Source organism: Bradyrhizobium sp. McL0616, from assembly GCF_049993385.1.
Taxonomy (GTDB): Bacteria; Pseudomonadota; Alphaproteobacteria; order Rhizobiales; family Xanthobacteraceae; genus Bradyrhizobium.
This window is the reverse complement of record NZ_CP188255.1, coordinates 8,433,851-8,454,503: the sequence shown is the minus strand read 5'-3', so window position 1 is coordinate 8,454,503 and position 20,653 is coordinate 8,433,851. Positions and strand designations below refer to the sequence as shown.

At 64.7% G+C, this 20,653-nt stretch carries 17 protein-coding genes; 4 read left to right on the top strand and 13 right to left on the bottom strand.

Annotated features, from left to right (window positions below; all coding sequences use genetic code 11):
• Positions 1-62 precede the first annotated feature (62 nt).
• The 3 genes from ACPPVR_RS40785 (at position 63) to ACPPVR_RS40775 (ending at position 5,802) form a co-directional block, all read left to right on the top strand.
• Positions 63-1,268 carry an efflux RND transporter periplasmic adaptor subunit gene (locus tag ACPPVR_RS40785; protein ID WP_426612120.1) on the top strand — a complete coding sequence of 402 codons (1,206 nt, stop codon included), beginning with the start codon at positions 63-65 and terminating at the stop codon, positions 1,266-1,268.
• Positions 1,265-4,429, top strand: coding sequence for an efflux RND transporter permease subunit (locus ACPPVR_RS40780; RefSeq protein WP_426612119.1), 3,165 nt, complete (start codon positions 1,265-1,267; stop codon positions 4,427-4,429). Before ACPPVR_RS40785 ends, ACPPVR_RS40780 begins: the two co-directional genes overlap by 4 nt.
• A gap of 182 nt (positions 4,430-4,611) precedes the next feature.
• Complete coding sequence (locus tag ACPPVR_RS40775) at positions 4,612-5,802, top strand: ABC transporter substrate-binding protein (protein ID WP_426612118.1); 1,191 nt, start codon at positions 4,612-4,614, stop codon at positions 5,800-5,802.
• Between the two features lie 100 nt (positions 5,803-5,902).
• Here the strand turns inward: ACPPVR_RS40775 and ACPPVR_RS40770 are convergent, their stop codons facing one another.
• Genes ACPPVR_RS40770 through ACPPVR_RS40755 form a run of 4 tightly spaced genes read right to left on the bottom strand, consistent with a single transcriptional unit; the run spans position 5,903 to position 10,501 of the window.
• Positions 5,903-6,289 carry an MAPEG family protein gene (locus ACPPVR_RS40770; RefSeq protein WP_426612117.1) on the bottom strand — a complete coding sequence of 129 codons (387 nt, stop codon included), beginning with the start codon at positions 6,287-6,289 and terminating at the stop codon, positions 5,903-5,905.
• Between the two features lie 27 nt (positions 6,290-6,316).
• A complete protein-coding gene (locus ACPPVR_RS40765) occupies positions 6,317-7,399 on the bottom strand; it encodes a lipocalin-like domain-containing protein (protein ID WP_426612116.1) in 1,083 nt (360 codons plus the stop codon).
• On the bottom strand, positions 7,389-9,851 hold the full coding sequence (locus ACPPVR_RS40760) for an ABC transporter permease (RefSeq protein ID WP_426612115.1): 2,463 nt from the start codon (positions 9,849-9,851) through the stop codon (positions 7,389-7,391). Before ACPPVR_RS40760 ends, ACPPVR_RS40765 begins: the two co-directional genes overlap by 11 nt.
• A complete protein-coding gene (locus tag ACPPVR_RS40755; protein WP_426612114.1) occupies positions 9,848-10,501 on the bottom strand; it encodes an ABC transporter ATP-binding protein in 654 nt (217 codons plus the stop codon). Before ACPPVR_RS40755 ends, ACPPVR_RS40760 begins: the two co-directional genes overlap by 4 nt.
• Before the next feature lie 145 nt (positions 10,502-10,646).
• Here ACPPVR_RS40755 and ACPPVR_RS40750 point away from each other — a divergent pair, with 145 nt between their 5' ends.
• Positions 10,647-11,984: an MFS transporter gene (locus ACPPVR_RS40750; RefSeq protein WP_426612113.1), complete on the top strand. Its 1,338-nt coding sequence runs from the start codon at positions 10,647-10,649 to the stop codon at positions 11,982-11,984.
• Positions 11,985-12,044: 60 nt separating this feature from the next.
• On the opposite strand, the gene ACPPVR_RS40745 is transcribed toward ACPPVR_RS40750, so the two are convergent.
• The 9 genes from ACPPVR_RS40745 to soxZ form a co-directional block, all read right to left on the bottom strand.
• Positions 12,045-13,760 (bottom strand): N-acyl-D-amino-acid deacylase family protein, encoded by a 1,716-nt coding sequence (locus ACPPVR_RS40745; protein WP_426612112.1) that lies wholly within the window; start codon positions 13,758-13,760, stop codon positions 12,045-12,047.
• Positions 13,761-13,913: 153 nt separating this feature from the next.
• A complete protein-coding gene (locus tag ACPPVR_RS40740) occupies positions 13,914-15,122 on the bottom strand; it encodes an MFS transporter (RefSeq protein WP_426612111.1) in 1,209 nt (402 codons plus the stop codon).
• Positions 15,123-15,334: 212 nt separating this feature from the next.
• Entirely contained in the window at positions 15,335-15,493 is a 159-nt protein-coding gene (locus ACPPVR_RS40735; protein ID WP_426612110.1) for a hypothetical protein, read from the bottom strand.
• Between the two features lie 78 nt (positions 15,494-15,571).
• Positions 15,572-16,612 carry an MBL fold metallo-hydrolase gene (locus tag ACPPVR_RS40730; protein ID WP_426612109.1) on the bottom strand — a complete coding sequence of 347 codons (1,041 nt, stop codon included), beginning with the start codon at positions 16,610-16,612 and terminating at the stop codon, positions 15,572-15,574.
• 279 nt (positions 16,613-16,891) lie between these two features.
• The gene (locus ACPPVR_RS40725) at positions 16,892-17,335 is read right to left on the bottom strand and encodes a hypothetical protein (protein ID WP_426612108.1); all 444 of its coding nucleotides are present in this window, start codon (positions 17,333-17,335) and stop codon (positions 16,892-16,894) included.
• 26 nt (positions 17,336-17,361) lie between these two features.
• Positions 17,362-19,113, bottom strand: a complete 1,752-nt coding sequence (gene soxB / locus ACPPVR_RS40720; protein ID WP_426612107.1) for a thiosulfohydrolase SoxB — start codon at positions 19,111-19,113, stop codon at positions 17,362-17,364.
• Between the two features lie 53 nt (positions 19,114-19,166).
• Entirely contained in the window at positions 19,167-19,472 is a 306-nt protein-coding gene (locus ACPPVR_RS40715) for a hypothetical protein (RefSeq protein ID WP_426612106.1), read from the bottom strand.
• The gene (gene soxA / locus ACPPVR_RS40710; RefSeq protein WP_426612105.1) at positions 19,469-20,332 is read right to left on the bottom strand and encodes a sulfur oxidation c-type cytochrome SoxA; all 864 of its coding nucleotides are present in this window, start codon (positions 20,330-20,332) and stop codon (positions 19,469-19,471) included. Before soxA ends, ACPPVR_RS40715 begins: the two co-directional genes overlap by 4 nt.
• Positions 20,332-20,643, bottom strand: coding sequence for a thiosulfate oxidation carrier complex protein SoxZ (gene soxZ, locus ACPPVR_RS40705; protein WP_426612104.1), 312 nt, complete (start codon positions 20,641-20,643; stop codon positions 20,332-20,334). The genes soxA and soxZ overlap by 1 nt, the downstream gene beginning before the upstream one ends.
• Between the last annotated feature and the right edge of the window lie 10 nt (positions 20,644-20,653).

Genomic DNA, 20,653 nt, shown 5'->3' with positions numbered 1-20,653 from the left:
TGCGTCGCCCGCGGGTAGGCGCGTACCCTGCTGTTTCTGCGGTTTTTATGCGAGGACCTGCGATGAGTGGACCGGACGGAAACGAGCAATTTGTCAAAACGCACGATTTCGTCCAACCGCGGCCTCGCGTGGTCGCGGGGCTTCTTGCCGCGGCATTCGCGCTCACTGGTTGCGGACAGCCGACCTCGCAAGCAGCCGCGCCTCCGCCTCCCCCGGTGACAGTTGCCCAGCCGGTCAAGCGCACTGTCACCGATTGGGACGAGTTCACCGGCCGCTTCGAGGCGGTCGAGGAGGTGCAGGTGCGGCCCCGTGTCGGCGGCTACGTCAACTCCGTCGAATTCCAGGACGGCGCGATCGTGCGCGCCGGCGATCTGCTTTATGTGATCGACTCGCGCCCGTTCGAGGCGGTGGCGGAGCAGGCGGACGGTCAGTTGTCCGACGCGCGCGCCAAGGTCGAACTCGCCAAGCGCGAGCTCGACCGCGGCTTGAGCCTGGTGCAGACCAGCGCGGTCTCCGAGCAGGTCGTCGATCAGCGCCGCCAGGCCCTTCAGGCCGCGCACGCGGCGGAGACGCAGGCCGAAGGTGCGCTGAAGGCTGCCAGGCTCAACATCGAGTTCACCCATGTCACCGCGCCGATCGCAGGTCGGGTCAGCCGCCATCTCGTCAGTCCCGGCAACCTCGTGCAGGGCAGCGATAGCGGCACGTCGACGCTGCTGACCTCGATCGTGACGCTCGATCCGATCTACGTCTATTTCGACATGGATGAGACCACCTTCATCAAATACAGCAAGCTGTGGTTCGAGGGTAAGCGGCCGAGTTCGCGCGATACGGCGAACCCGGTGCAGGTGACGCTGGCCGGCGAGACCAAGCCGTCGCATGACGGCACCATCAACTTCCTCGATAACCGCCTCGATGTCTCCACCGGCACGTTGCGCAGCCGCGCCGTGATCAAGAACACCGACCTTTCGATCCTGCCCGGCCAGTTCGGCCGCGTCCGCCTGATCGGCAGCGCGCCCTATGAGGCGCTGCTGATTCCGGACGTTGCGGTCGCAACCGACCAATCCCGCAAGATCGTCTTCGTGGTCAAGCCGGACGACACGGTGGAAGCGCGCCCCGTGGTGCTCGGCCCCCTGGATGAAGGCCTGCGCGTGATCCGTGAAGGACTGAAGGCCGAGGACCGCGTCATCGTCAACGGCATCCAGCGCGCCCGCGTCGGCGCCAAGGTCGCTCCGTCTCCCGCGCAAGCGCCGGCTGGTGGCAAATCATGAACCTTGGCCGCCTCTCCATCAACCAGCCCATTTTGGCGATGGTGCTGTCGATCGTGCTGCTGATCGTCGGCGTGCTCGCCTATACCACGCTGCCGGTCTCCGAATATCCGCAAGTGGTGCCGCCGACCGTCGTCGTCACCACGCAATATCCCGGCGCCTCCGCGCAAACCGTGTCCGACACCGTCGCCGCTCCGATCGAGCAGCAGATCAACGGCGTCGAGGACATGCTGTATCTCTACAGCCAGGCGACCTCGAACGGCCAGCTCACCATCACCGTCACCTTCAAGCTCGGCACCGACCTCGACAAGGCGCAGGTGCTGGTGCAGAACCGCGTCGCGATCGCGCAGCCGCAACTGCCGGACGAAGTGCAGCGCAATGGCGTCGTCACCCGCAAGAACTCGCCCGACATTCTGATGGTCGTGTTCATGCTGTCGCCCGACGACAGCTTCGACCAGCTCTACATCTCCAACTACGCTCTGCTCCAGGTCCGTGACCAGCTGCTCCGTATCGACGGCGTCGGCGACATCCAGATGTTTGGCGCGCGCGATTATTCGATGCGGTTGTGGCTCGACCCCGACCGCATCGCCAATCTCGGCCTGACCTCGGACGAGGTGCTGGCCGCGATCCGTGCCCAGAACGTGCAGATCGCGGGCGGCCAGATCGCCGAGCCGCCGATTGCCGATCGCGCCTTCCAACCGAACCTCGTGTTCACGGGACGGTTGAAAGACCAGAAGCAGTTCGAGGACATCCTGATCAAGGCCGGCTCCGACGGCCGGACGGTGCGCCTGCGCGACGTCGCCCGCATCGAGCTCGGAGCGCTCGCCTATTCGACCAACAGCTTCCTGCTGCGCAAATCCGCGGTCGCCATGCTGGTGACGCAGCGGCCGGGGTCGAACGCGCTTGCGACGGCAAAGAGCATCTCCGACACGATGGCGACGCTCAAGCAAAGCTTTCCGAAGGGCCTCGACTTCAATATCGGCTACAATCCGACCGAGTTCATCGCGCAGTCCGTCCACGAGCTGATCAAGACCATCTACGAGGCCATGCTGCTCGTGGTCGTCGTCGTGCTGGTGTTTTTGCAGGGCTGGCGTCCGGCGATCATTCCGATCATCGCGATCCCCGTGTCGCTGGTCGGCACCTTCGCGGTGATGGCGGCGCTCGGCTTCTCCATCAACAATCTTACGCTGTTCGGACTGGTGCTCGCCGTCGGCATCGTGGTCGACGACGCCATCGTCGTGGTCGAGAATGTCGAGCGGCATCTTGAGCACGGCCTCAGTCGGCGGGACGCAGCGCTGAAGACCATGGAGGAGGTCGGCGGCGCGCTGGTCTCGATCGCGCTGGTGCTCTGTGCGGTGTTCGTACCGACGGCGTTCATCGGCGGCATTTCCGGGCAGTTCTTCCAGCAATTCGCCGTCACCATTGCGGTGGCGACCGCAATCTCCTGCTTCTGCTCGCTGACGCTATCGCCGGCGCTGGCCTCGCTGATCCTCACGCCGCATGAGGAGAAGCGGCCACCCGCCGCCTGGAATCTGATTGCGCGTGGGTGGAACGCTTTCACGAGCGCGTTCAACCGGGTGTTCGACCGGCTGGCGCATGGCTACGCTGGTGTGGCCAATTTCGTGATCCGGCATTCGGTGGTGATGATCCTGATCTACGTCGTGCTGATCGGCAGTGCCGGCTGGCTGATCGGGACCACGTCGCAAGGCTTTATTCCGGCGCAGGACCGCGGCTACGTCATCATCTCGGCGCAATTGCCGGGCGCGGCGTCGCTGGCGCGCACCACGGAGATCGTGCGCGAGATCGAGCGGATCTCGCTGGATACGCCAGGCATCATCCGTGTTGCCGCTTTCGCGGGCTTCTCCGGCGCGACGCGCACGCAGGCCGGCAACGCGGCCGCACTGTTCCCGGTGTTCGATGAGCCCGAGGCGCGTATCAAGAAGGGGCTCACGGCGAACGCCATCACGGCCGAGTTGCGCAAGCGGCTCGCCGCGATCCAGGGCGCGTTCATCATCGTCATTCCACCGCCGGCCGTGCCCGGCATCGGCACCGGCGGCGGCTTCACCATCCGCATCCAGGACCGCCAGGGCCGCGGGCCGGAGCTGCTCGCCGCAGCCACCGACGAGCTTGTCGCCGCGGCGCGCAAATCGCCCTCGCTGCTCGCTCCCACGGTATTCTCGCCGTTCTCGGCCAACACGCCGCAGCTCTTCGTCGACATCGACCGCACCAAGGCGCAGAAGCTCGGTGTGCCCGTTGCCAGCATCAACGACACGATCCAGACCTATTTCGGATCGACCTATGTCAATGACTTCAACCTGTTCGGCCGCACCTATCACGTCACAGCCCAAGCTGACTTCCCGTTCCGCAAGGAGCCCGCCGATCTCTCGCGCTTGCGCACGCGAAATGCCTCCGGCGACATGGTGATGCTCGGCAGCGTGGTCGACTTCAAGGATGTCTCCGGCCCCGACCGCGTCGCGCGCTACAATCTTTACGCGTCGTCCGAACTCCAGGGCGAGCCGGCGCCGGGCACCAGCTCGACCACCGCGCTCAACACCATCAAGAAGCTCGCTGACGACACCTTGCCGAGCGGCTTCACCTTCGAATGGACGGACCTGTCCTATCAGCAGGTCACCGGCGGTAATGCCGGCCTCTACGTGTTCCCGATCTGCGTGCTGTTCGTCTATCTCGTGCTCGCCGCGCAATATGGCAGCTGGACCCTGCCGTTCGCGGTGATCCTGATCGTGCCCATGTGCCTGCTCGCCGCCACCATCGGCGTGCGCATCATGGGCCAGGACGTCAACATCCTCACCCAGATCGGCTTCGTTGTGCTGGTGGGGCTTGCGGCAAAGAACGCCATCCTGATCGTCGAATTCGCGCGCGACATCGAGAAGGAAGGCAAGCCAAGGCTGGAGGCCGTGATCGACGCGTGTCGGTTGCGTCTGCGGCCGATCCTGATGACCTCCTTCGCCTTCATCCTCGGCGTGCTGCCGCTGGTGATCTCGTCCGGCTCCGGCTCGGAGATGCGGCAAGCCGTCGGCGTCGCCGTCTTCTTCGGCATGATCGGAGTCACGTTGTTCGGCCTGCTGTTCACGCCGATCTTCTATGTGGTGGTGCGGAACCTGGCCGAGGGGCGGAACGAGGGGAAGCCGGAGGCCAAGGCTTAGTGCTGCCTCTGTGGCGATCGGGCGCATCTACAATCACAGTGTCGTCCCGGCGAAGGCCGGACGACACCATTTTCGTAGGCCCACCTCCATACTAACGGCCTACTCAAAATCGATGGGCAGGCCCACCGTTCTTCACTACTATCCGCGCGATTTCAAAACAGAACACTGCTGGGAGCTAACAGATGAAATCAGCACTTTTGGCCGCTGTCGCAACGTCGGCGTTGTTGCTGGCCGCGCCGGCCTCCGCGCAAGGCGTCAAGATCGGCATCCTCAACGACCAGTCCGGCGTCTATGCCGATTACGGCGGAAAATACTCGGTCGAGGCCGCCAAGATGGCGATCGAGGATTTTGGCGGCGAGGTGCTCGGCCAGAAGATCGAGATGATCACCGCCGATCACCAGAATAAGCCCGATCTCGCCACCTCCATCGCGCGGCGTTGGTATGACGCCGACAATGTCGACATGATCACGGAGCTGACGACGTCGTCGGTCGCTTTGGCCGTGCAGGATCTGTCGAAAGAAAAGAAGAAGATCGACATCGTGGTCGGTGCGGCCACGTCGAGCATCACGGGTTCGGCATGTTCGCCTTACGGCTTCCACTGGGCCTTCGACACCCATGCGCTCGCGGTCGGCACCGGCGGCGCGCTGACCAAGGCCGGCGGCGACAGCTGGTTCTTCCTGACGGCCGACTACGCCTTCGGCTACGCGCTGGAGAAAGACACCAGCGAGATTGTCACCACCAATGGCGGCAAGGTGGTGGGCTCGGTCCGCGTGCCCCTCAATTCGTCGGACTTCTCCTCGTTCCTGCTTCAGGCGCAGAGCTCGAAGGCGAAGATCGTCGGCCTCGCCAATGCTGGCCAGGACACCACCAACTCGATCAAGCAGGCAGCTGAATTCGGTATCGTCCAGGGCGGTCAGAAGCTCGCCGGCCTCCTGATGACGCTCGCCGAGGTGCATGGTCTGGGCTTGCAGGCGGCGCAAGGCCTGGTTCTGACCGAAGGTTTCTATTGGGACCATGACGACACCACGCGCGCCTTCGCCGAGCGCTTCTTCAAACGCACCAGCCGGATGCCGAGTATGATCCACGCCGGCACCTATTCGGCGACGCTGAGCTATCTGAAGGCGGTGAAGGCTGCCGGCACCAAGGACAGCGACGCGGTCGCCAAGAAGCTGAAGGAGCTGCCGGTCGACGACGCCTTCGCCAAGGGCAAGGTGCTCGAGAACGGCCGCATGGTCCACGACATGTATCTGTTCGAGGTCAAGAAGCCGTCGGAATCGAAGAAGCCCTGGGATTACTACAAGGAGCTCGCGACCGTCCCCGGCGACAAGGCGTTCTTCACCGCCAAGGACAGCGGCTGCCCGCTGACGAAGTGAGTCGGGGACCGCGCCTATAACCCCCATGTCGTCCCGGCACCCCGTGCGCAATTGTGCACTAGGCCGGGACGACGGCGGAATGAGTGGAGGCGCAGTTTCCTCACACCAGCCGCAACACCACCGTTCCCAGTGCGCCCGCCCACAGCGCGATCGCGGCGATGCCCTGGATCGCAAAGCCCGGGCCGCGCTTCGCGGCCGCCTGCGAATAGCCGATGAAGTAGACGATGCGGCCGATGATCCAGACCGCGCCGATCGCCGCCGCAATCGAGTCGCTGATATAGACCGCGAACAGCCAGAGCGACGGCAGAAAGATCGGCATCCATTCCAGCGTGTTCATCTGGATGCGGAAGGCGCGCTCGAAATCCGGATGGCCCGACATCGCCGGCACCTTGATGCCCGTCCTGGTGCGCGACCGCGAGACGTTCATGCAGGTGAAGAAGAAGAACAGGATCGCCAGCAGGGTGACGAGGGCGGTGAGGTGATACATCGCAAATCCTTATGAACAGGTCGCGGTTCAATAGCCGGTCAGCTCGAGATAGCCAACACCGTCATGCGTGCCGGCAAAGCTGATCGGGCCTTCCCAATAGGAGAAGCCGGTCCCCATCCAGGCCTTTGGATTGAGTGGCTTGCAGGCAATCGAGAGCGACCGTGACGGGATCGCGATCTGCCACTCCACCGGCAGCTTGCGCCCGGCGATGTCCACCGTGGCCTTCGGTGCCATCTGGATGTCGCTGCCCGAAATCATCTGCGTGCGGCCGTCGGCACTGATCCAGTTGCCGAACGGATAATCCCTGCCATCCTTCTGGCGCAGCCGATATAGCATCAGCTTGTCGCCGGAGGCCAGATGCAGCGACAGCCAGTCCCAGCCGGTTTGGTCGGCATCGAGCGGCTGGCTGCTCCATTCCCGGTCCATCCAGGCCTGCCCTGTCACATCGACCGGCTTGTCGTCGATGGTGAGCGTGCCGCGCGCGCGAAAAAACGGCTGGCTGTAATAGTAGGACGCTTGCCCGCGCTCCGACTTGCGGCTGAAGCCGCCATCGCCTTGCAACAGCACCGGACGATCAGCCTCGAGCGTCAGCGCGTAGCTGAAATCGGTGCCGGATGCCTTCAGTGTCACTGGCGACAAGGTGCGATCATCGGTGCGATCAGTTGCCTTCATCTCCCAATCGTCGATCCAGGCCGCAAACGGCTTTGCCTCGACACTGGCCTGTCCAACGCCGCCGCGTGAAAACAGCTCGCTGAAAAGATGCGTGTCGGCGCGCGTCACCGCGGCATGCGCCATCCAGATCTGTTGATTGGCCCAGCCTTCGCCTTGCGGACCCGGCTGCGCCGCCTGGCGAAACAGCGTCCATTGCAGACCGCATGCCGCGCCGCTGCTGTCGACGAGATTCGCTGTGAGATACCACCACTCAATGCGAAATTCCGGATGCGGCCCGTGATCGGCGGGAAAGGAAAACATCTTTCCCGGTGTCACCTGCGCAAAGCCGTCGGCTTTCTCGCCGAGCCCGGCATAGCCCTGTGCGTTTACGCGGCGCGCGAGCGCGAGCGCGGCGATGCCGCCGGCGAAGGCGCGCCGCGAGATGTTCTCAGCGCTCATTGGCAAACACCTTGACGAGGCTCGCCGGCTGCATCCGCGCCAGCCGTACCATCGGCAGCAGCGCCGCAAGCAGCGAGGCAACCAGCGCGACTGCGACCAGCTCGACCAGTTGCAGCGGAAACACATGGAACGGCAGCCGCCAGCCGAACGCCTTCACGTTCACGATCGCAATCAGGCACCATGCCACCAATAGACCCAGCGGCACCGCCAGCAGCGATGTGAACAGCGCCACGGACAGCGTCTTGGTCAGCTCGATCGCGGCAAGGCGCGGCCGCGTGATGCCGATCGCCCAGAGCGGTGCGAGCTGCGGCAGGCGCGAATTCGCCAGCGTCAGCAGGCTGGTCAAGAGCGCGATGCCGGCGACGCCGAGCGTGAAGGCATTCAGCGCCGACGTCACCGCAAAGGTGCGGTTGAAGATGCGGATCGATTCCGCCTTCACCGTCGCCTGGTCGGCAACGCTGCGATCGTCGAGCGCAAACTGCTTTTGCAACGCCGCTATCAGGCCCGGAAGCTTGTCACGCGCGACGATGAGTCCGATCCGCGTCTGCGGCGTTTGCGGAAAATGCCGGATCAGCGCCGCGACGTTTACCGCAAGCTGTCCCTTGGGATTGCCGTAATCGGCATAGATGCCGACGATGTCGAGCTCCCAGGTCCCGCCCGGCGCAGGCACTTCGAGGACATCGCCGACGCGAACGTTCAGCCGTCGGCTCAATTGCTCGCTGATGAAGGCAGCGTTGCCCGGTACGAGCTGGGTCCATGCGCGCGGCGCCGTCTCCAGCAGCGGCCAGCGCTCGCGATAGAGCGCGTGATCGGGAAGGCCGAGCAACTCCACCGGTTGGCCCTGGACCTGCGTCTCCGCGCGGCCGCCTGACAGGATTGCCTGGACTTCGTTGCGATCCTTCAGCCAGTTCCGGATTTCGACGCCGTGCGCATTGTCGGAGGCGCTGATGTAGACGTCGGCGGCAAGCCGCCCGTTCAGCCAGCCGACAAAGGTCTGGCTGAAGGTCTCCACCATGGTGGAGACTCCGACATTGACGGCAAGCGCGAGCAGCAGCGCCATCAGCGCCAGCGACAATCCGGAGAGCTGTTGCCGGCTGTCCGCCCAGAACCACTGCGCAAGCGGGCCTCGCGCGGTGCGCTGGCCCAACAGCAGGATGATCTCGAGGAAGGCCGGCAGGATCAGCGCTGCACCCAGCATCAGCGCCGCCAGCACGCCAAAGCCCCCGATCAGAGATTGCCCGTAATGGAGCAGCAGCAGCGCGACCGCGAACACGGCGCAGGCCGCGACGCTTTGCAGGATCAGCCAGCGGCGCTGCCTCTGCTGCCACGCCTGCGGCTGCGCGGTCGCCAGAACCGGCATCCTGACAGCCTTGATCAGGCTGGTTGCTGCAGCCACGATCGCGCCCGTGACGCTGACGCCGATGCCGGCAAGCCACCATTCGGGCCGTAGCGTGAGCTGTCCCGGGATCTGCGCGCCATAGAGCCCGCGCAGCGACGCCTCGACATCGGGCAACAGCGCGGCCGCAATGAAGTAGCCGCAGACGAGCCCGATCAATCCGGCCACCAGCGCCAGCGCCACCAGCTCGATCACCAGCACCGTGTTGACCAGCCGCGCCGAGGCGCCGCAGGCCCGCAACGTCCGCAGCATCGGCAGCCGCTGCTCGAAGGCAAGGCCGACGGCCGAATTGACGATGAAGAGACCGACGAAGAACGACAGCAATCCGAACGCGGTGAGGTTGAGATGAAAACTGTCGGTGAGGCGCTCCAGCTCGGTCTCCGCGGTCGGCTCGACGCGTCGCAACTGGTCGCCGACGACGCTTGCGAGTGGCGCGGGCCTGCCCTTCGCTTTGCCGATCAAAAGCCGCGACACCTGATCCGGTTTGTTCAGCAGCCGCTGCGCCACGCCGATGTCGACCACCAGCACCTCAGGCACGAGCTGTGGCTGCACATGCAGCGGCGGCAGTTTTGCGCCGCTGCTGATCAGGGGTACCGCGCCTTCCTGCTCCTGCAAATCTGCCAGCGTCTCCCGCGCCACCAGAGTCTGGCCCGGCGCGGTAACGAAGCTGCTCAAATCCGCGGCACCGAGGCGCGGCGCGTTGCCGACATCGATCGGCAGCGTCACCGGCTCGATGCCGAGCAGCCGCACCGAACGACCGCTGATCTGGACCCGTCCTTCCAGCACCGGCGAGACCGGCCAGCCCGCGCGCCTCAGCTTGACGAACAGGCCTTGCGGAAAAGTCGCTGCATTCGGCGCGATCAGCATCGCCGTGCGCACGCCGCCGAATGTCACTGCTGCGCGGTCATAGGCATTGCGGGCCTGCTGGTTGATTGCCTGCACGCCGCTCCACAGCGCGGTCGCCGCGATCAATCCTATCAACAGCGTCGCGAACTGCATCTTGTGGCGCCGCCAATGGCTGAGTAGCACCGCGAGGACCCACAGCGCGCGCCTCATGCGATCCGCCCCGCATGCAGAATGACGTGGCGGTCGAGCGTGCCGGCCAGATGCAGGCTGTGCGTCACCATCAGGAAGCCGCAGCCGGTGCGCGTAACGAGGTCGCGCGTCAGCGCCAGCACGTCGTCGGCGGTGGCTTCATCGAGATTGCCGGTCGGCTCGTCCGCGAGCAGCAGCAACGGCTTTGTCGCCAAGGCACGGCCGATCGCGACGCGCTGCTGCTGGCCGCCGGATAGCTGCTCGGGATAGCGCTTGAGCAGGCCGCCGAGCCCGAGCCGCTCGACCAGCTCCTTGTGCCAGGCCGCATCGTGCCGGCCGGCGATCCTGGCCTGGAAGGCGAGATTATCCGCGACCGACAGGCTCGGGATCAGATTGTACTGCTGGAAAACCAGGCCGACCTTGTCGCGCCGCAAACCTGCGCGCCCTGCGTCCGACAGCTTGGTCACCTCGGTGTCCTCCAGCCGGATCGTGCCGCCATCGGCGGCATCCAGCCCGGCGATCAGGTGCAGCAGCGTGCTCTTGCCGCTGCCGGATTCGCCGGTCAGCGCGACGCGTTCTCCGGCCTTGAGGTCGAGATCGACGCCGCGCAGCACATGGGCGGGCTCGCCGGCCGACGAGAAGGTCTTTGAGAGATTTCTGATGCTCAGCACGATGAATGGCGCCGGACGGAATTAGTGGAAATGCTGCGTAGCACAGTTGATGCGGAAATGCCGGGGTTGCGTTGCCGTTCAAGCCGTTGTTAGCTCCAGCAACGGCCAAATCATAAAAGTGCCAAAAAGACATACGGGGAGAACGATGAGCGCTCAGGGAACGCCCACGGCGGCGGGCAAGACGACGGGGACAGTTGCGGAAACGCCGAAGGGCGCGTGGACCGTCACATTCCTCCTGTTTCTGTTCATGCTGGTCAATTTCGCCGACAAGATCGTCGTCGGCCTCGCCGGCGTTCCGATCATGACCGATCTGAAGCTCGAGCCGGAGCAGTTCGGCCTGCTCGGCTCGTCGTTCTTCTTCCTGTTCTCGATCTCGGCCATCGTGGTCGGCTTCATCGTCAACAAGGTGGCGACGCGCTGGGTGCTGTTGACGCTCGCCGTGATCTGGGCGCTGGCGCAGTTTCCGATGGTCGGCACCGTCTCCTTCACCACGCTGCTGATCTGCCGCATCGTGCTCGGCGCCGGCGAAGGTCCGGCGGCTTCCGTGGCGATGCACGCGATCTACAAATGGTTCCCCGACGAGAAGCGCACGCTGCCGACCGCGATCCTGTCGCAGGGCTCGGCCTTCGGCGTCATCCTCGCAGTGCCGATGCTGAACTGGATCATCGTCAACCATTCCTGGCACTATGCCTTCGGCGCGCTCGGCGTGGTCGGCCTGATGTGGGTTTGCGCCTGGCTCACCTTCGGCAAGGAAGGCCCGCTCGAGAACACCCGGGTCCTCGCGGCCACAGAGACGAAAATTCCCTACGTTCAGCTTCTCACCTCGCGCACCTTCCTCGGCTGCGTGGCCGCGACCTTCGGCGCCTATTGGGCGCTGTCGCTCGGGCTGACCTGGTTCACGTCCTTCATCGTCAAGGGGCTCGGCTTCTCGCAATCGGACGCCGGCTGGATCTCGATCCTGCCCTGGGTGTTCGGCGCCACCATCGTGATCCTGACCGGCTGGATCTCACAGATGATGATGGCGCGCGGCTACACCACCCGGATCTCCCGCGGCGTGCTCGGCTCGGTGCCGCTGATCATCGGCGGCCTGATCCTGGCCACGATGCCGTACGTCCCGGGCATCGGGCTGAAGATCGTGATGCTCGTGGTTGGCCCTGGGCTCTGCGGCGCGATCTACGTCGTCTGCCCGCCGATGCTCGGTGAGTTCACCCCGGCGTCGCAGCGCGGCGCGATCCTCGCGATCTACGGCGCGCTCTACACGCTCTCGGGCATCATCGCGCCATGGGTGATGGGCAACGTGATCCAGCGTGCTGGCAGCATGGTCGATGGCTACATGACCGGCTTTACCATCAACGCCGTGATCATGGTTGGCTCCGGCGTGCTCGGCCTGCTCCTGCTCTGGCCAAACACCGAGCGGGCGAGGCTGACGGGTGGTGCGGCTCCGAAGGCCGCCGAACTGAAGGGCATGGTCTCGCCGACGTAAGGTTGGCGGGCGCTGTCTTACCCTCCCCTGGAGGGGGAGGGTAAGCGGCAATCGCCGCCGCTACTGCACCCTCTGCGCGCCCCGAACCAGCTTCCCCGGCCTCTGCCCCGTGGCCTCGCCGTGCCGCCGCGTCACCACGCCCGACACGATCGTCGTCTCGTAGCCGTCGACATCCTGCAACAGCCGCCGCCCGCCGACCGGCAAATCGTAATGCACCTTCGGTGGATGCAGGTGCAGCCGGTCGTAGTCGATCACGTTGACGTCGGCCTTGTAGCCGGCGGCAATCAGCCCGCGATCGGTGAGGCCGACCGAGAGCGCGGTCTTGCGCGACTGCGCCGCGACCACGAACGGGATCGTGAGCTTCTCGCCGCGCTTGCGGTCGCGGGTCCAGTGCGTCAGCAGATAGGTCGGGAAGCTGGCATCGCAGATGATGCCGCAATGCGCGCCGCCGTCGGACAGGCCGGGCACCGATTGCGGATCGATCAGCATCTCGCGCGTCGCGTCGAGATTGCCGTCGGCATAGTTGAGGAACGGCACGTAGAGCATGCCGCGCCCCTCGTCCGACAGCATCGCCTCATAGGCAAGCTCTTCCGGCTGCCGGCCCTGGCTCTGCGCCTGCGGCCCCAGCGCGTTCTCCGGCGGCTGTTCGTAATCCGGGGGATCGCCGAGCAAAAACATCTTGTCGTAGTTGGGCCGGAAGAACAGCGGATCGTCTGTCGAAGTCGCCGACTCGCTCAGAATAGCTTTGCGCACGTCGTCCTGATGCAGCCGCGCCAGCCGTTCCTTCAGCGGCAGATGTGCGATCGCCTTATAACTCGGATGAGTCTGGAACGGATTGCGTGACAGTTCGAGGCCGAGCAGCAGGCCCACGGGGCGCGCGGCGATCTGCGCGGTGATCGAGAGGCCGCGCTTGGCGGCTGCATTGATCTCGTCCAGCGTCTGGCGCCAGCGCTGCGGCGCCTTGTCGTTCTGTGTGATCGAGAACGAGATCGGGCATTTCGTTGCGTCCGCCACCCGCAACATCATCGGCAGATCTTCATGCAGGGTCGACAGATCGAGCACGAATTGCAGCACGCTGCGGCCCTGGCTGTGCATAGCGCCGGCAATCGCGGTGAGCTCGTCCTCGCCCGCCTTCAAGGTCGGCGTGAAGTCGCCGGTCGATGTGCGATGGTTGAGCGTGCGCGAGGTCGAGAAGCCGAGCGCGCCGGAAAGCACTGCCTCGCCCGCGAGCTTCGCCATGGCCGCGTTGTCTTCCGCCGTCGAGGGATCGCGGCGCGCACCGCGCTCGCCCATGACATAGACCCGCAGCGCCGCATGCGGCAGCTGCGCGCCGACGTCGATGTCGAAATCGCGCCTGGCGAGCCAGTTCATGTAGTCGGGAAAGCTCTCCCAGGCCCAGGGAATGCCGGCGCTCAGCACCGGCTCGGGAATGTCCTCGACGCCCTCCATCAGCTGGATCAGGCGGGTGTGGTCGGCCGGCTTGCACGGCGCAAAGCCGACGCCGCAATTGCCCATGATCGCGGTGGTGACGCCGTTCTGCGACGACGGCGTGATGTCCTGGCTCCAGGTGACCTGGCCGTCATAATGGGTATGCACGTCGACGAAGCCCGGCGTCACCAGCTTGCCGCGCGCATCGATTTCTTCGCGGCCTTTGGCCGAGACTTTCCCGACCTCGCTGATCCTGCCGCCGGTGATGGCGACGTCAGCCTCGAACAGCTCGCCGCCGCGGCCATCCGCGACGGTGCCACCGCGGATCACGAGATCAGGGTTGGTCATGTGGTTTCTTCCCGATTTGTTGTTTCTTTTCGTCGTCCCGGCGAAGGCCGGGACCCATAACCACGACTTTCAGTTTGGCGAAGACTGGCAATGACCAGCTCGCGCCACAACTACTTTCGTGAGCATGAGTCCCGGCCTTCGCCGGGACGACAACTAGCTTTGTGGCCGCGCCCGCCGCTCCGTGAACGGCGACAACACCACCGTCGCCACCATGAAGATTACCGAAGCGCCGAACACCCAATGCGGCGCGCTCTGGTCCATGATCCAGCCGAACAGCAGCGGGCTGATGATGCCGCCGAGATTGAAGCCGGTGGAGACGATGCCGAAGGCGCGGCCGGCAGCACCGGGAGGCGCCGCGTTGCGCACCAGCATGTCCCGCGACGGCGCGATCACGCCGGAGAGGAAGCCTGCGGTCGCCATTGTCGCGGTCAAGGCCCAGCCCGGCAGCGTGACCAGCGCGATCAGCAGCACGATTGCCGCATTCGCGGCAAAGCAGGCGGCGGCAACGTAGCCATGGCGCTCGGTGTGGTCGGCGAGGAAGCCGCCCGCGAGCACGCCGGCGGCGCTGGACGCGAGGAACGCGGTCAGCGCGACATTCGCGGCGGAGTAGGTCGCGCCGTAGCCGCTCATCAGCGCCACGACGCCGAAATTATTGATGCCGGCAACCGACAGGCTCAGCAGCATGAACAGCGCGGTCAGGGTGATCAGCGTTGGCGTGATGACCGCCTGCTTCGGCGCGTTCGCGTTGCCCGGCTTGTGCTTGTGCGCGCCGGCATCGGGAATGTTCATGGTTACCAGCAGCAGCGCCACCAGAATGCCGATCGCGCCCGATGCGATCAGCGCGCCGACGCCGCCGGAGACGGTGACGAGCGCGGCGATGATGGCGGGCGTCACCGCACCGCCGAGATAGCCGGCAAAAGTGTGAACCGAAAATGCGCGGCCCATCCGCGCCTCATCCATGTGCTCGGCCAGGATCGCGTAGTTGGCGGGATGATAGACGCTGTTGGCGAGGCCCAGCAGCACGGCGCAGGCGATCAGCGAAGCGTAGCTGAGGTGCAGGCCGAGCAGGATCAGCGCGAACCCGCCGAGCGTCAGCCCACCCAGCAAAATCCTGCGCGCGCCAAAATGATCGACGAGATAGCCGGTCGGCGCCTGCGTCAGTCCGGAGACAACCGCAGACACGGTCAGCGCGAAGCCGAGCTCGACATAGCCGACGCCAAGCTGGCTCTTGAGGAACGGAAACAGCATCGGCAGGACCAGCAGATGGAAATGGCTGACCCAATGCGCGATCGAGATCCCGGTCAGCGTGCGTAGCGCACTGTCCGCCTTGCCTTGTTGCGGTGCGGCGAGAACGTCGACCATTGCAGTTCCGTTTCACTCCCTGAAGGAGCGGAAACTATCGGGGAGAGCGGTTATTTGTCCATGAACGCAGGCGCATGGCAGCTAGCGCGGGTGGGGTGTTTCCGTCTCAATAATTGCTCGATGGTGGGGTGGGGCACACTGCGCTCCCTCCCCCGCAAGGTCCCCGCAAGGGGGGAGGGAACGCACCGTTCGTGGGGCACGCTTCACACCCCTCACAATGGCTCGTCATCCTCGCCATATCGATCACGCTTCGGCGTTGCGATGTCGCCGTCCTCGTCATCGTCGGTGTCGCGCGGCGGCGGAGGCTTCTTCGCCTTGTCGTCAGCCGTCTTCGTCTTGGGCGGCTCGCTCGGTTTGGCGGTCTTGGCCATGGCTGATCCCGGATGGTGATGCTGCATCCGATTCTACCCGCAAAATATGTGCGGTTCCTGACTTATCTCAAGCGACTATCAGCCGTACACCACCGGCCCGCCCGCCTTCTTCCAGGCATCGATGCCGCCGGCGATGTGCGCGGTGTTGGACAACCCGGCGTCCTTGGCCGCAGCCACCGCCATCGCCGAACGCTCGCCGAAGGCGCAGAAGAACACGACGCGGCGGCCGGTCGCGGCGGCGACCTCGCGCAGCATGCCGCCGGGTTTGAGGCTCTCCTCGACCGACGGATAGGGCGTGTGCAGCGCGCCCTCGAGCATGCCGTGCTTGGCGCGCTCGTTGCTCTCGCGCAGATCGACCAGCAGCATGTCCGGCCGGCCGAGGATGCGGATCGCGTCGACCGCGCTGAGCGCGCGGCCCTCTTTCTCCAGTTCCTCCTGATGAAGGCCGACATGCATATTGGCGGGCACCGCCACATCCATCATCTTCGGATTGGGCAGCTTCAAATTCGCCATCAGCTCGATATATTCGTCGACCGAACGCACCTGGAGCCGCGGATTGTAGCGCTTCTCCTCGCCGATGGTGGAGACGGTGTCGCCCTTGTAGTCATGCGCCGGGAACACCATCGTCTCGTCCGGCAGCTTGAGCAGGCGATTGAAGATCGACTCGTACTGCGCGCGCGACGAGCCGTTCTGGAAATCGGTGCGGCCGGTGCCGCGGATCAACAGCGTGTCGCCGGTGAAGACGCGGTCGCCCATTAGATAGGAATAGGAATCGTCGGTGTGGCCGGGCGTGTACATCACGTCGAGCGACAGGCCCTCGATCGTCACCTTGTCGCCGTCGGCAACCCGCATCGCTACCACGTCGGCCTTGGTCTGGTCGCCCATCACTGTCATGCAATGGGTGCGGTCGCGCAATTCGCCGAGGCCGGTGACGTGGTCGGCATGCAGATGGGTGTCGACCGCCTTGACCAGCTTGAGGTCGAGCTCGCGCAGCAATTGGCAATAGCGGTCGACCTTTTCCAGCACGGGATCCAGGATCAGAGCCTCGCCGCCGGGGCGGCTGGCAAGGACATAGCTGTAGGTGCCCGAAACGCTGTCGAAGAGCTGGCGGAAGATCATGGCAAGGCCCGGCGAGGAGTGATTCCAAATTCTACTACGCCTGGGGCCGGAAAGAGAAGTAATGTACTGTTGAAATAAGAATATTTAGAAGATTTTTGTTGTGGCGCGAGGGCCCCTGGCTCAGCGCAGCCCGCCTCGCCCTCCGCGGTCATCGCCCGCGAAGGCGGGCGATCCAGTATTCCGAGACGGAGAGGGGTTCGGAGGGGCCGCGGCGTACTGGATTCCCCGCCTTCGCGGGGAATGACACCGAGTGTGACGCGATGCCCCACGGCAGAAGGCTCAGGGCCTCACCAGCGTGTACCCATTCTCCGCCAGAAACAGGATCTGTCCCACCCCAACCTGTACCGGCGTCGCAGCCGGGATGAACTCGGGGCGCTTGCCCGTCTCCCGTTCGATCGTATCGACGGTGTTGAGGCAGATGTCGAAGCGCACACCCTGCGCGATCAGGCTCTCGACCTGCCTGCGGCGGTCGTTGCCGGCGAGCAGCAGGTCGATGCCGGGGCCGAACGCCACCACCTCGATCGCGACCTTGTCGGGGTCGTAGGCTTTCAGGAGATTGTTGGCGACGCTCAGCACCAGCGCCTGCTTCCTGGCATCACCGTCCGAGAGCTGGAGCACGATCTTGTGCTCCGCGAACGGCTTGTCCTGGAGCGGCACCTGCTGCGCCCAAACCTTCTGGCTCAACGCCAGCGGAATCGCGGCCCAGGCGAACACCGCCAGCATTATCGCGCGACATATCCGCAAATGCGTCATCCCTGTCCCGCAATGCCCGGGTTGCCTTCGACACCCCTGAGCGTGACGCCGGAGCCGAGCCGCTCCGGCAGCATCCGGCCCGAGCGCAGATATTTGCCGACGACATCCCACACCGGCGCGCCCTGCTGTCCGTTAACGGAAGCCCAGCCCGCGACCTTGTAGCGGTGGCTTGCGTTGAGTGCCTTGCCGTTGTCGAGCTTCAGCTCGGAAATGCGGCTGCCGATCGCAGCCGTCGGCGTGCAGGTGTAGCCGAGGCCGCCGGCGCGCACCATGTCGCCGCCCTGCTGGTAATAAGGATCGGCGTTGAAGAGGTTGTCGCAGACATCCTCCAGCACGCCCTTGATCTGCTCGCCCGTCATCTCCTGCACATAGGTCTCGGGATAGCTGATCGCGGTTTCCGCCAGCAAATCCTCCATGGTCAGCGGCTGGCCGGACAGCGCGGTGACGCCCCAGCGGAAGCCCGGCGACAGCGCGATCTCGGCGTCGAGCTCGTTGCGCAGCGCGGTGCAGATCAGCTCGTCGACAGGGCCGGCGAAATTGCCGCGGCGATAGAGCAGGCGGTCCGGCGTTGCGATCTTCTCCGACCAGTCCGTCACGAACGGCGCGCGTAGCCGGCCGATCAATTCGGCCATCGCCGGATCGGGCTTGAGCAGCTCGGAATAAACCGGCAGCAGATGATATTTGACGTCGCTGACCTTGCCCTTGTCGAGCGCGAGGTCGAGCACGCCCAGGAATTTCCCGTTGGAGCCGGCATTGGTGACCAGCGTCGTGCCACCAGCGTTCTTCACCGCAATCGGCTGCGGCACGGCGTCATGGGTGTGGCCACCGAGGATGACGTCGATACCGGTGACGCGGCTGGCGAGCTTGAGGTCGACATCCATGCCGTTATGCGACAGCAGAATGACCGCATCGACCTTGTCGGCGCCGCGCAAGGCGTCGACGTGCTTCTGCAATTCTTCTTCGCGGATGCCAAAGGTCCAGTCCGGCGTGAAGCGTTTCGGATGCGCGATCGGCACGTACGGAAAGGCCTGGCCGACGATCGCGACGCGATAGCCGCCGAGCTCCTTGATGGTCGACGGCTTGAACACGCGGCCCGTGGCCTTGTCGAAGGCGCGGGCGTCGTTGAACGCGGCTTCCTCGGACAGGAAAACGTTCTGCGCCAGAAACTCGCCCTTGAAGCGCTCGAGATTGCCGCGCAGCGCCTGCTCACCATAGGTGAATTCCCAATGTCCGGTCATCGCCTCGATGCCGAGCAGATTGGCGGCCTCGACCATGTCGCGGCCCTGCATGATGTTGGCGAGTCCCGTGCCCTGCCAGAGGTCGCCGCCGTCGACCAATACGGAGTGCTTCTCTCCGGCATCGCTGCGGAGACGGTCGATCAGCGTCTTCAGATGCGCGAAGCCGCCGAGCTTGCCGAAGCGTGTCGCGGACTTCTCGAACTCGGAGCAGGTGAAGGCATAGGCATCCGCGCTGTCCGGCCGGATGCCGAACCGCTCCAGAAAGGCGCGGCCGACCAGATGCGGCGGCCGTCCGGCCATCTCGCCAATGCCGATATTGACGCTGGGCTCCCGGAAATACACCGGGTTGAGCTGCGCATGGGTGTCGGTGAGGTGCAGGATCCGCGCTTTGCCGAAACGCTCGATGTCGTAAATGCTCGCGGTCTCGTTGCCGCGCGCGAGCCGCGGCAGGCCGAGCGAGGCGGCAGCCGCAGCTGTGCCCTTCAGGAAATCGCGGCGGCGGATCGCCATCCCATATTTCTCCGCGCCTATTTCGGCAGTTCGACGGTTCCACTGTATCTAGTTTAGCGAATTTCCATCGTCTTCCAGGCCTCTTTTTCAGAGGTAGCCTGGACAATCGAGGCCTTCGCCAGCGCCTCGGCTTCCTTGGCTGCGGCGACGGCACGGTCGAAATCGCCGCCGTCGGCGGCCTTCCTGGCTGCTGCCAGCGTCGAGACGGTGGTGGTCCACTGGTTGCGCAAGCCGGTTGCCTCCTTGGATGCGGTCTCCGCGGCCGCATAGGCCGCCTTGAAGTCCGCTTCATTTGCCGCGCGCGCTGCTGGCGCAAGGCTCAATGCCAGCAGCATGGCGAGGGGAAGTGACCGCTTCATGGCCGCGCTCCCGGGCCGGAAATCGGCAGGCCATTGGCGACGTAGGACAGGAAATATTCGACGTCGCGGTATTCATCCGCCTGCGGCTCCAGCGGAACCGCGCGGGTCTGGCTGTTGCAGGTGACCAGGCGGCGGCTGGTCGTACCCATGCCGCTCCATTCGGAACGATAGATCGGCATCGCGTTGAGAATGCCGAGCGCTGGCGCCAGCACTTCGGCACGGATGCGCTCGCCCGGGCTCTGCACATGGCAGCTGGCGCAGGAGAAATTCATCTGGCCGCGGCGGGTGTAGAAATAGCGCTTGCCGTTCTCGAACGCGTCGAGCGCGCGCGGGTCGTCGGGAATCCTGATGTCCATCGGCTTGCCGCGCGAGGTGAAGGCCATGTACGCCGTTAGCGAGGCCATCTCGTCCTTGACGTAGGAGTAGGGCGCCTCGCCATTGGCCTCGCGGCAGCGGTTGAGCGCGAGCTCCAGCGTGACGACCTTGCCTTCCTTCTCGTCAAAATAAGGATAGTTCTGGCGGATGCCGATGCCGCCGTTCGGGAAGCAATCGGCATAGGTCTTGCCGTTCTTGAACGGGGTCGCAAACATCTCCTTGCCGGCGTCGAGTGCGAACTCGTAGGGCGGAAACTCTTCCTTCTCCTGCCACTGCCGCTTCATGTCCTCGTTCATGGAATAAGGACCGTTGACGAAATCCTCAAACTTCACGTTCGGAAATTTCTTGAAGAAGAAATTCTGGAACGTTTTTGCATCAGCGGCGGGATCAACCTTGTCGGCCGCGATGACGCGCGGAGATGCAAGCGCGAGCGCGACAAGCGCAGCGCAGACGGAGCCAAGCAGGATGGAGATGCGGGCCTTCATCACGCAATCTTCGCGGTGGTTTCGTCGGACCCACCCTTGTTGTCGGTCCAGGAGATCTTGAGATCGTCGCCCTTCTTGGCGCCCTTGAAGCTGAACTTGACGTAGGGGTCCTTGGAGACGGCCGCGCCCCAATCGGCAACGAAGACGTCCTTGCCGTTCCATGCGAACTTCAGCTCCTGGATGAAGTGCGGCGGAATCAACTCGCCCTTGGCGTCCTTGACGAGGCCGGAATCCATCGGGTGCTGGATCAGCGCCTGCACCTCGGTGATGCCGCCGTTGGCGGTGGCGCGGACGCGAATGCTGGATGCCATCTGGATTCTC

Excerpts from the sequence above, each read along its gene's own strand:
- ACPPVR_RS40785 (WP_426612120.1), top strand. The coding sequence starts at position 63 with ATGAGTGGACCGGACGGAAACGAGCAATTTGTCAAAACGCACGATTTC.
- ACPPVR_RS40780 (WP_426612119.1), top strand. The coding sequence starts at position 1,265 with ATGAACCTTGGCCGCCTCTCCATCAACCAGCCCATTTTGGCGATGGTG.
- ACPPVR_RS40775 (WP_426612118.1), top strand. The coding sequence starts at position 4,612 with ATGAAATCAGCACTTTTGGCCGCTGTCGCAACGTCGGCGTTGTTGCTG.
- ACPPVR_RS40770 (WP_426612117.1), bottom strand. The coding sequence starts at position 6,289 with ATGTATCACCTCACCGCCCTCGTCACCCTGCTGGCGATCCTGTTCTTC.
- ACPPVR_RS40765 (WP_426612116.1), bottom strand. The coding sequence starts at position 7,399 with ATGAGCGCTGAGAACATCTCGCGGCGCGCCTTCGCCGGCGGCATCGCC.
- ACPPVR_RS40760 (WP_426612115.1), bottom strand. The coding sequence starts at position 9,851 with ATGAGGCGCGCGCTGTGGGTCCTCGCGGTGCTACTCAGCCATTGGCGG.
- ACPPVR_RS40750 (WP_426612113.1), top strand. The coding sequence starts at position 10,647 with ATGAGCGCTCAGGGAACGCCCACGGCGGCGGGCAAGACGACGGGGACA.
- ACPPVR_RS40745 (WP_426612112.1), bottom strand. The coding sequence starts at position 13,760 with ATGACCAACCCTGATCTCGTGATCCGCGGTGGCACCGTCGCGGATGGC.
- ACPPVR_RS40740 (WP_426612111.1), bottom strand. The coding sequence starts at position 15,122 with ATGGTCGACGTTCTCGCCGCACCGCAACAAGGCAAGGCGGACAGTGCG.
- ACPPVR_RS40735 (WP_426612110.1), bottom strand. The coding sequence starts at position 15,493 with ATGGCCAAGACCGCCAAACCGAGCGAGCCGCCCAAGACGAAGACGGCT.
- ACPPVR_RS40730 (WP_426612109.1), bottom strand. The coding sequence starts at position 16,612 with ATGATCTTCCGCCAGCTCTTCGACAGCGTTTCGGGCACCTACAGCTAT.
- ACPPVR_RS40725 (WP_426612108.1), bottom strand. The coding sequence starts at position 17,335 with ATGCTGGCGGTGTTCGCCTGGGCCGCGATTCCGCTGGCGTTGAGCCAG.
- soxB (WP_426612107.1), bottom strand. The coding sequence starts at position 19,113 with ATGGCGATCCGCCGCCGCGATTTCCTGAAGGGCACAGCTGCGGCTGCC.
- ACPPVR_RS40715 (WP_426612106.1), bottom strand. The coding sequence starts at position 19,472 with ATGAAGCGGTCACTTCCCCTCGCCATGCTGCTGGCATTGAGCCTTGCG.
- soxA (WP_426612105.1), bottom strand. The coding sequence starts at position 20,332 with ATGAAGGCCCGCATCTCCATCCTGCTTGGCTCCGTCTGCGCTGCGCTT.
- soxZ (WP_426612104.1), bottom strand. The coding sequence starts at position 20,643 with ATGGCATCCAGCATTCGCGTCCGCGCCACCGCCAACGGCGGCATCACC.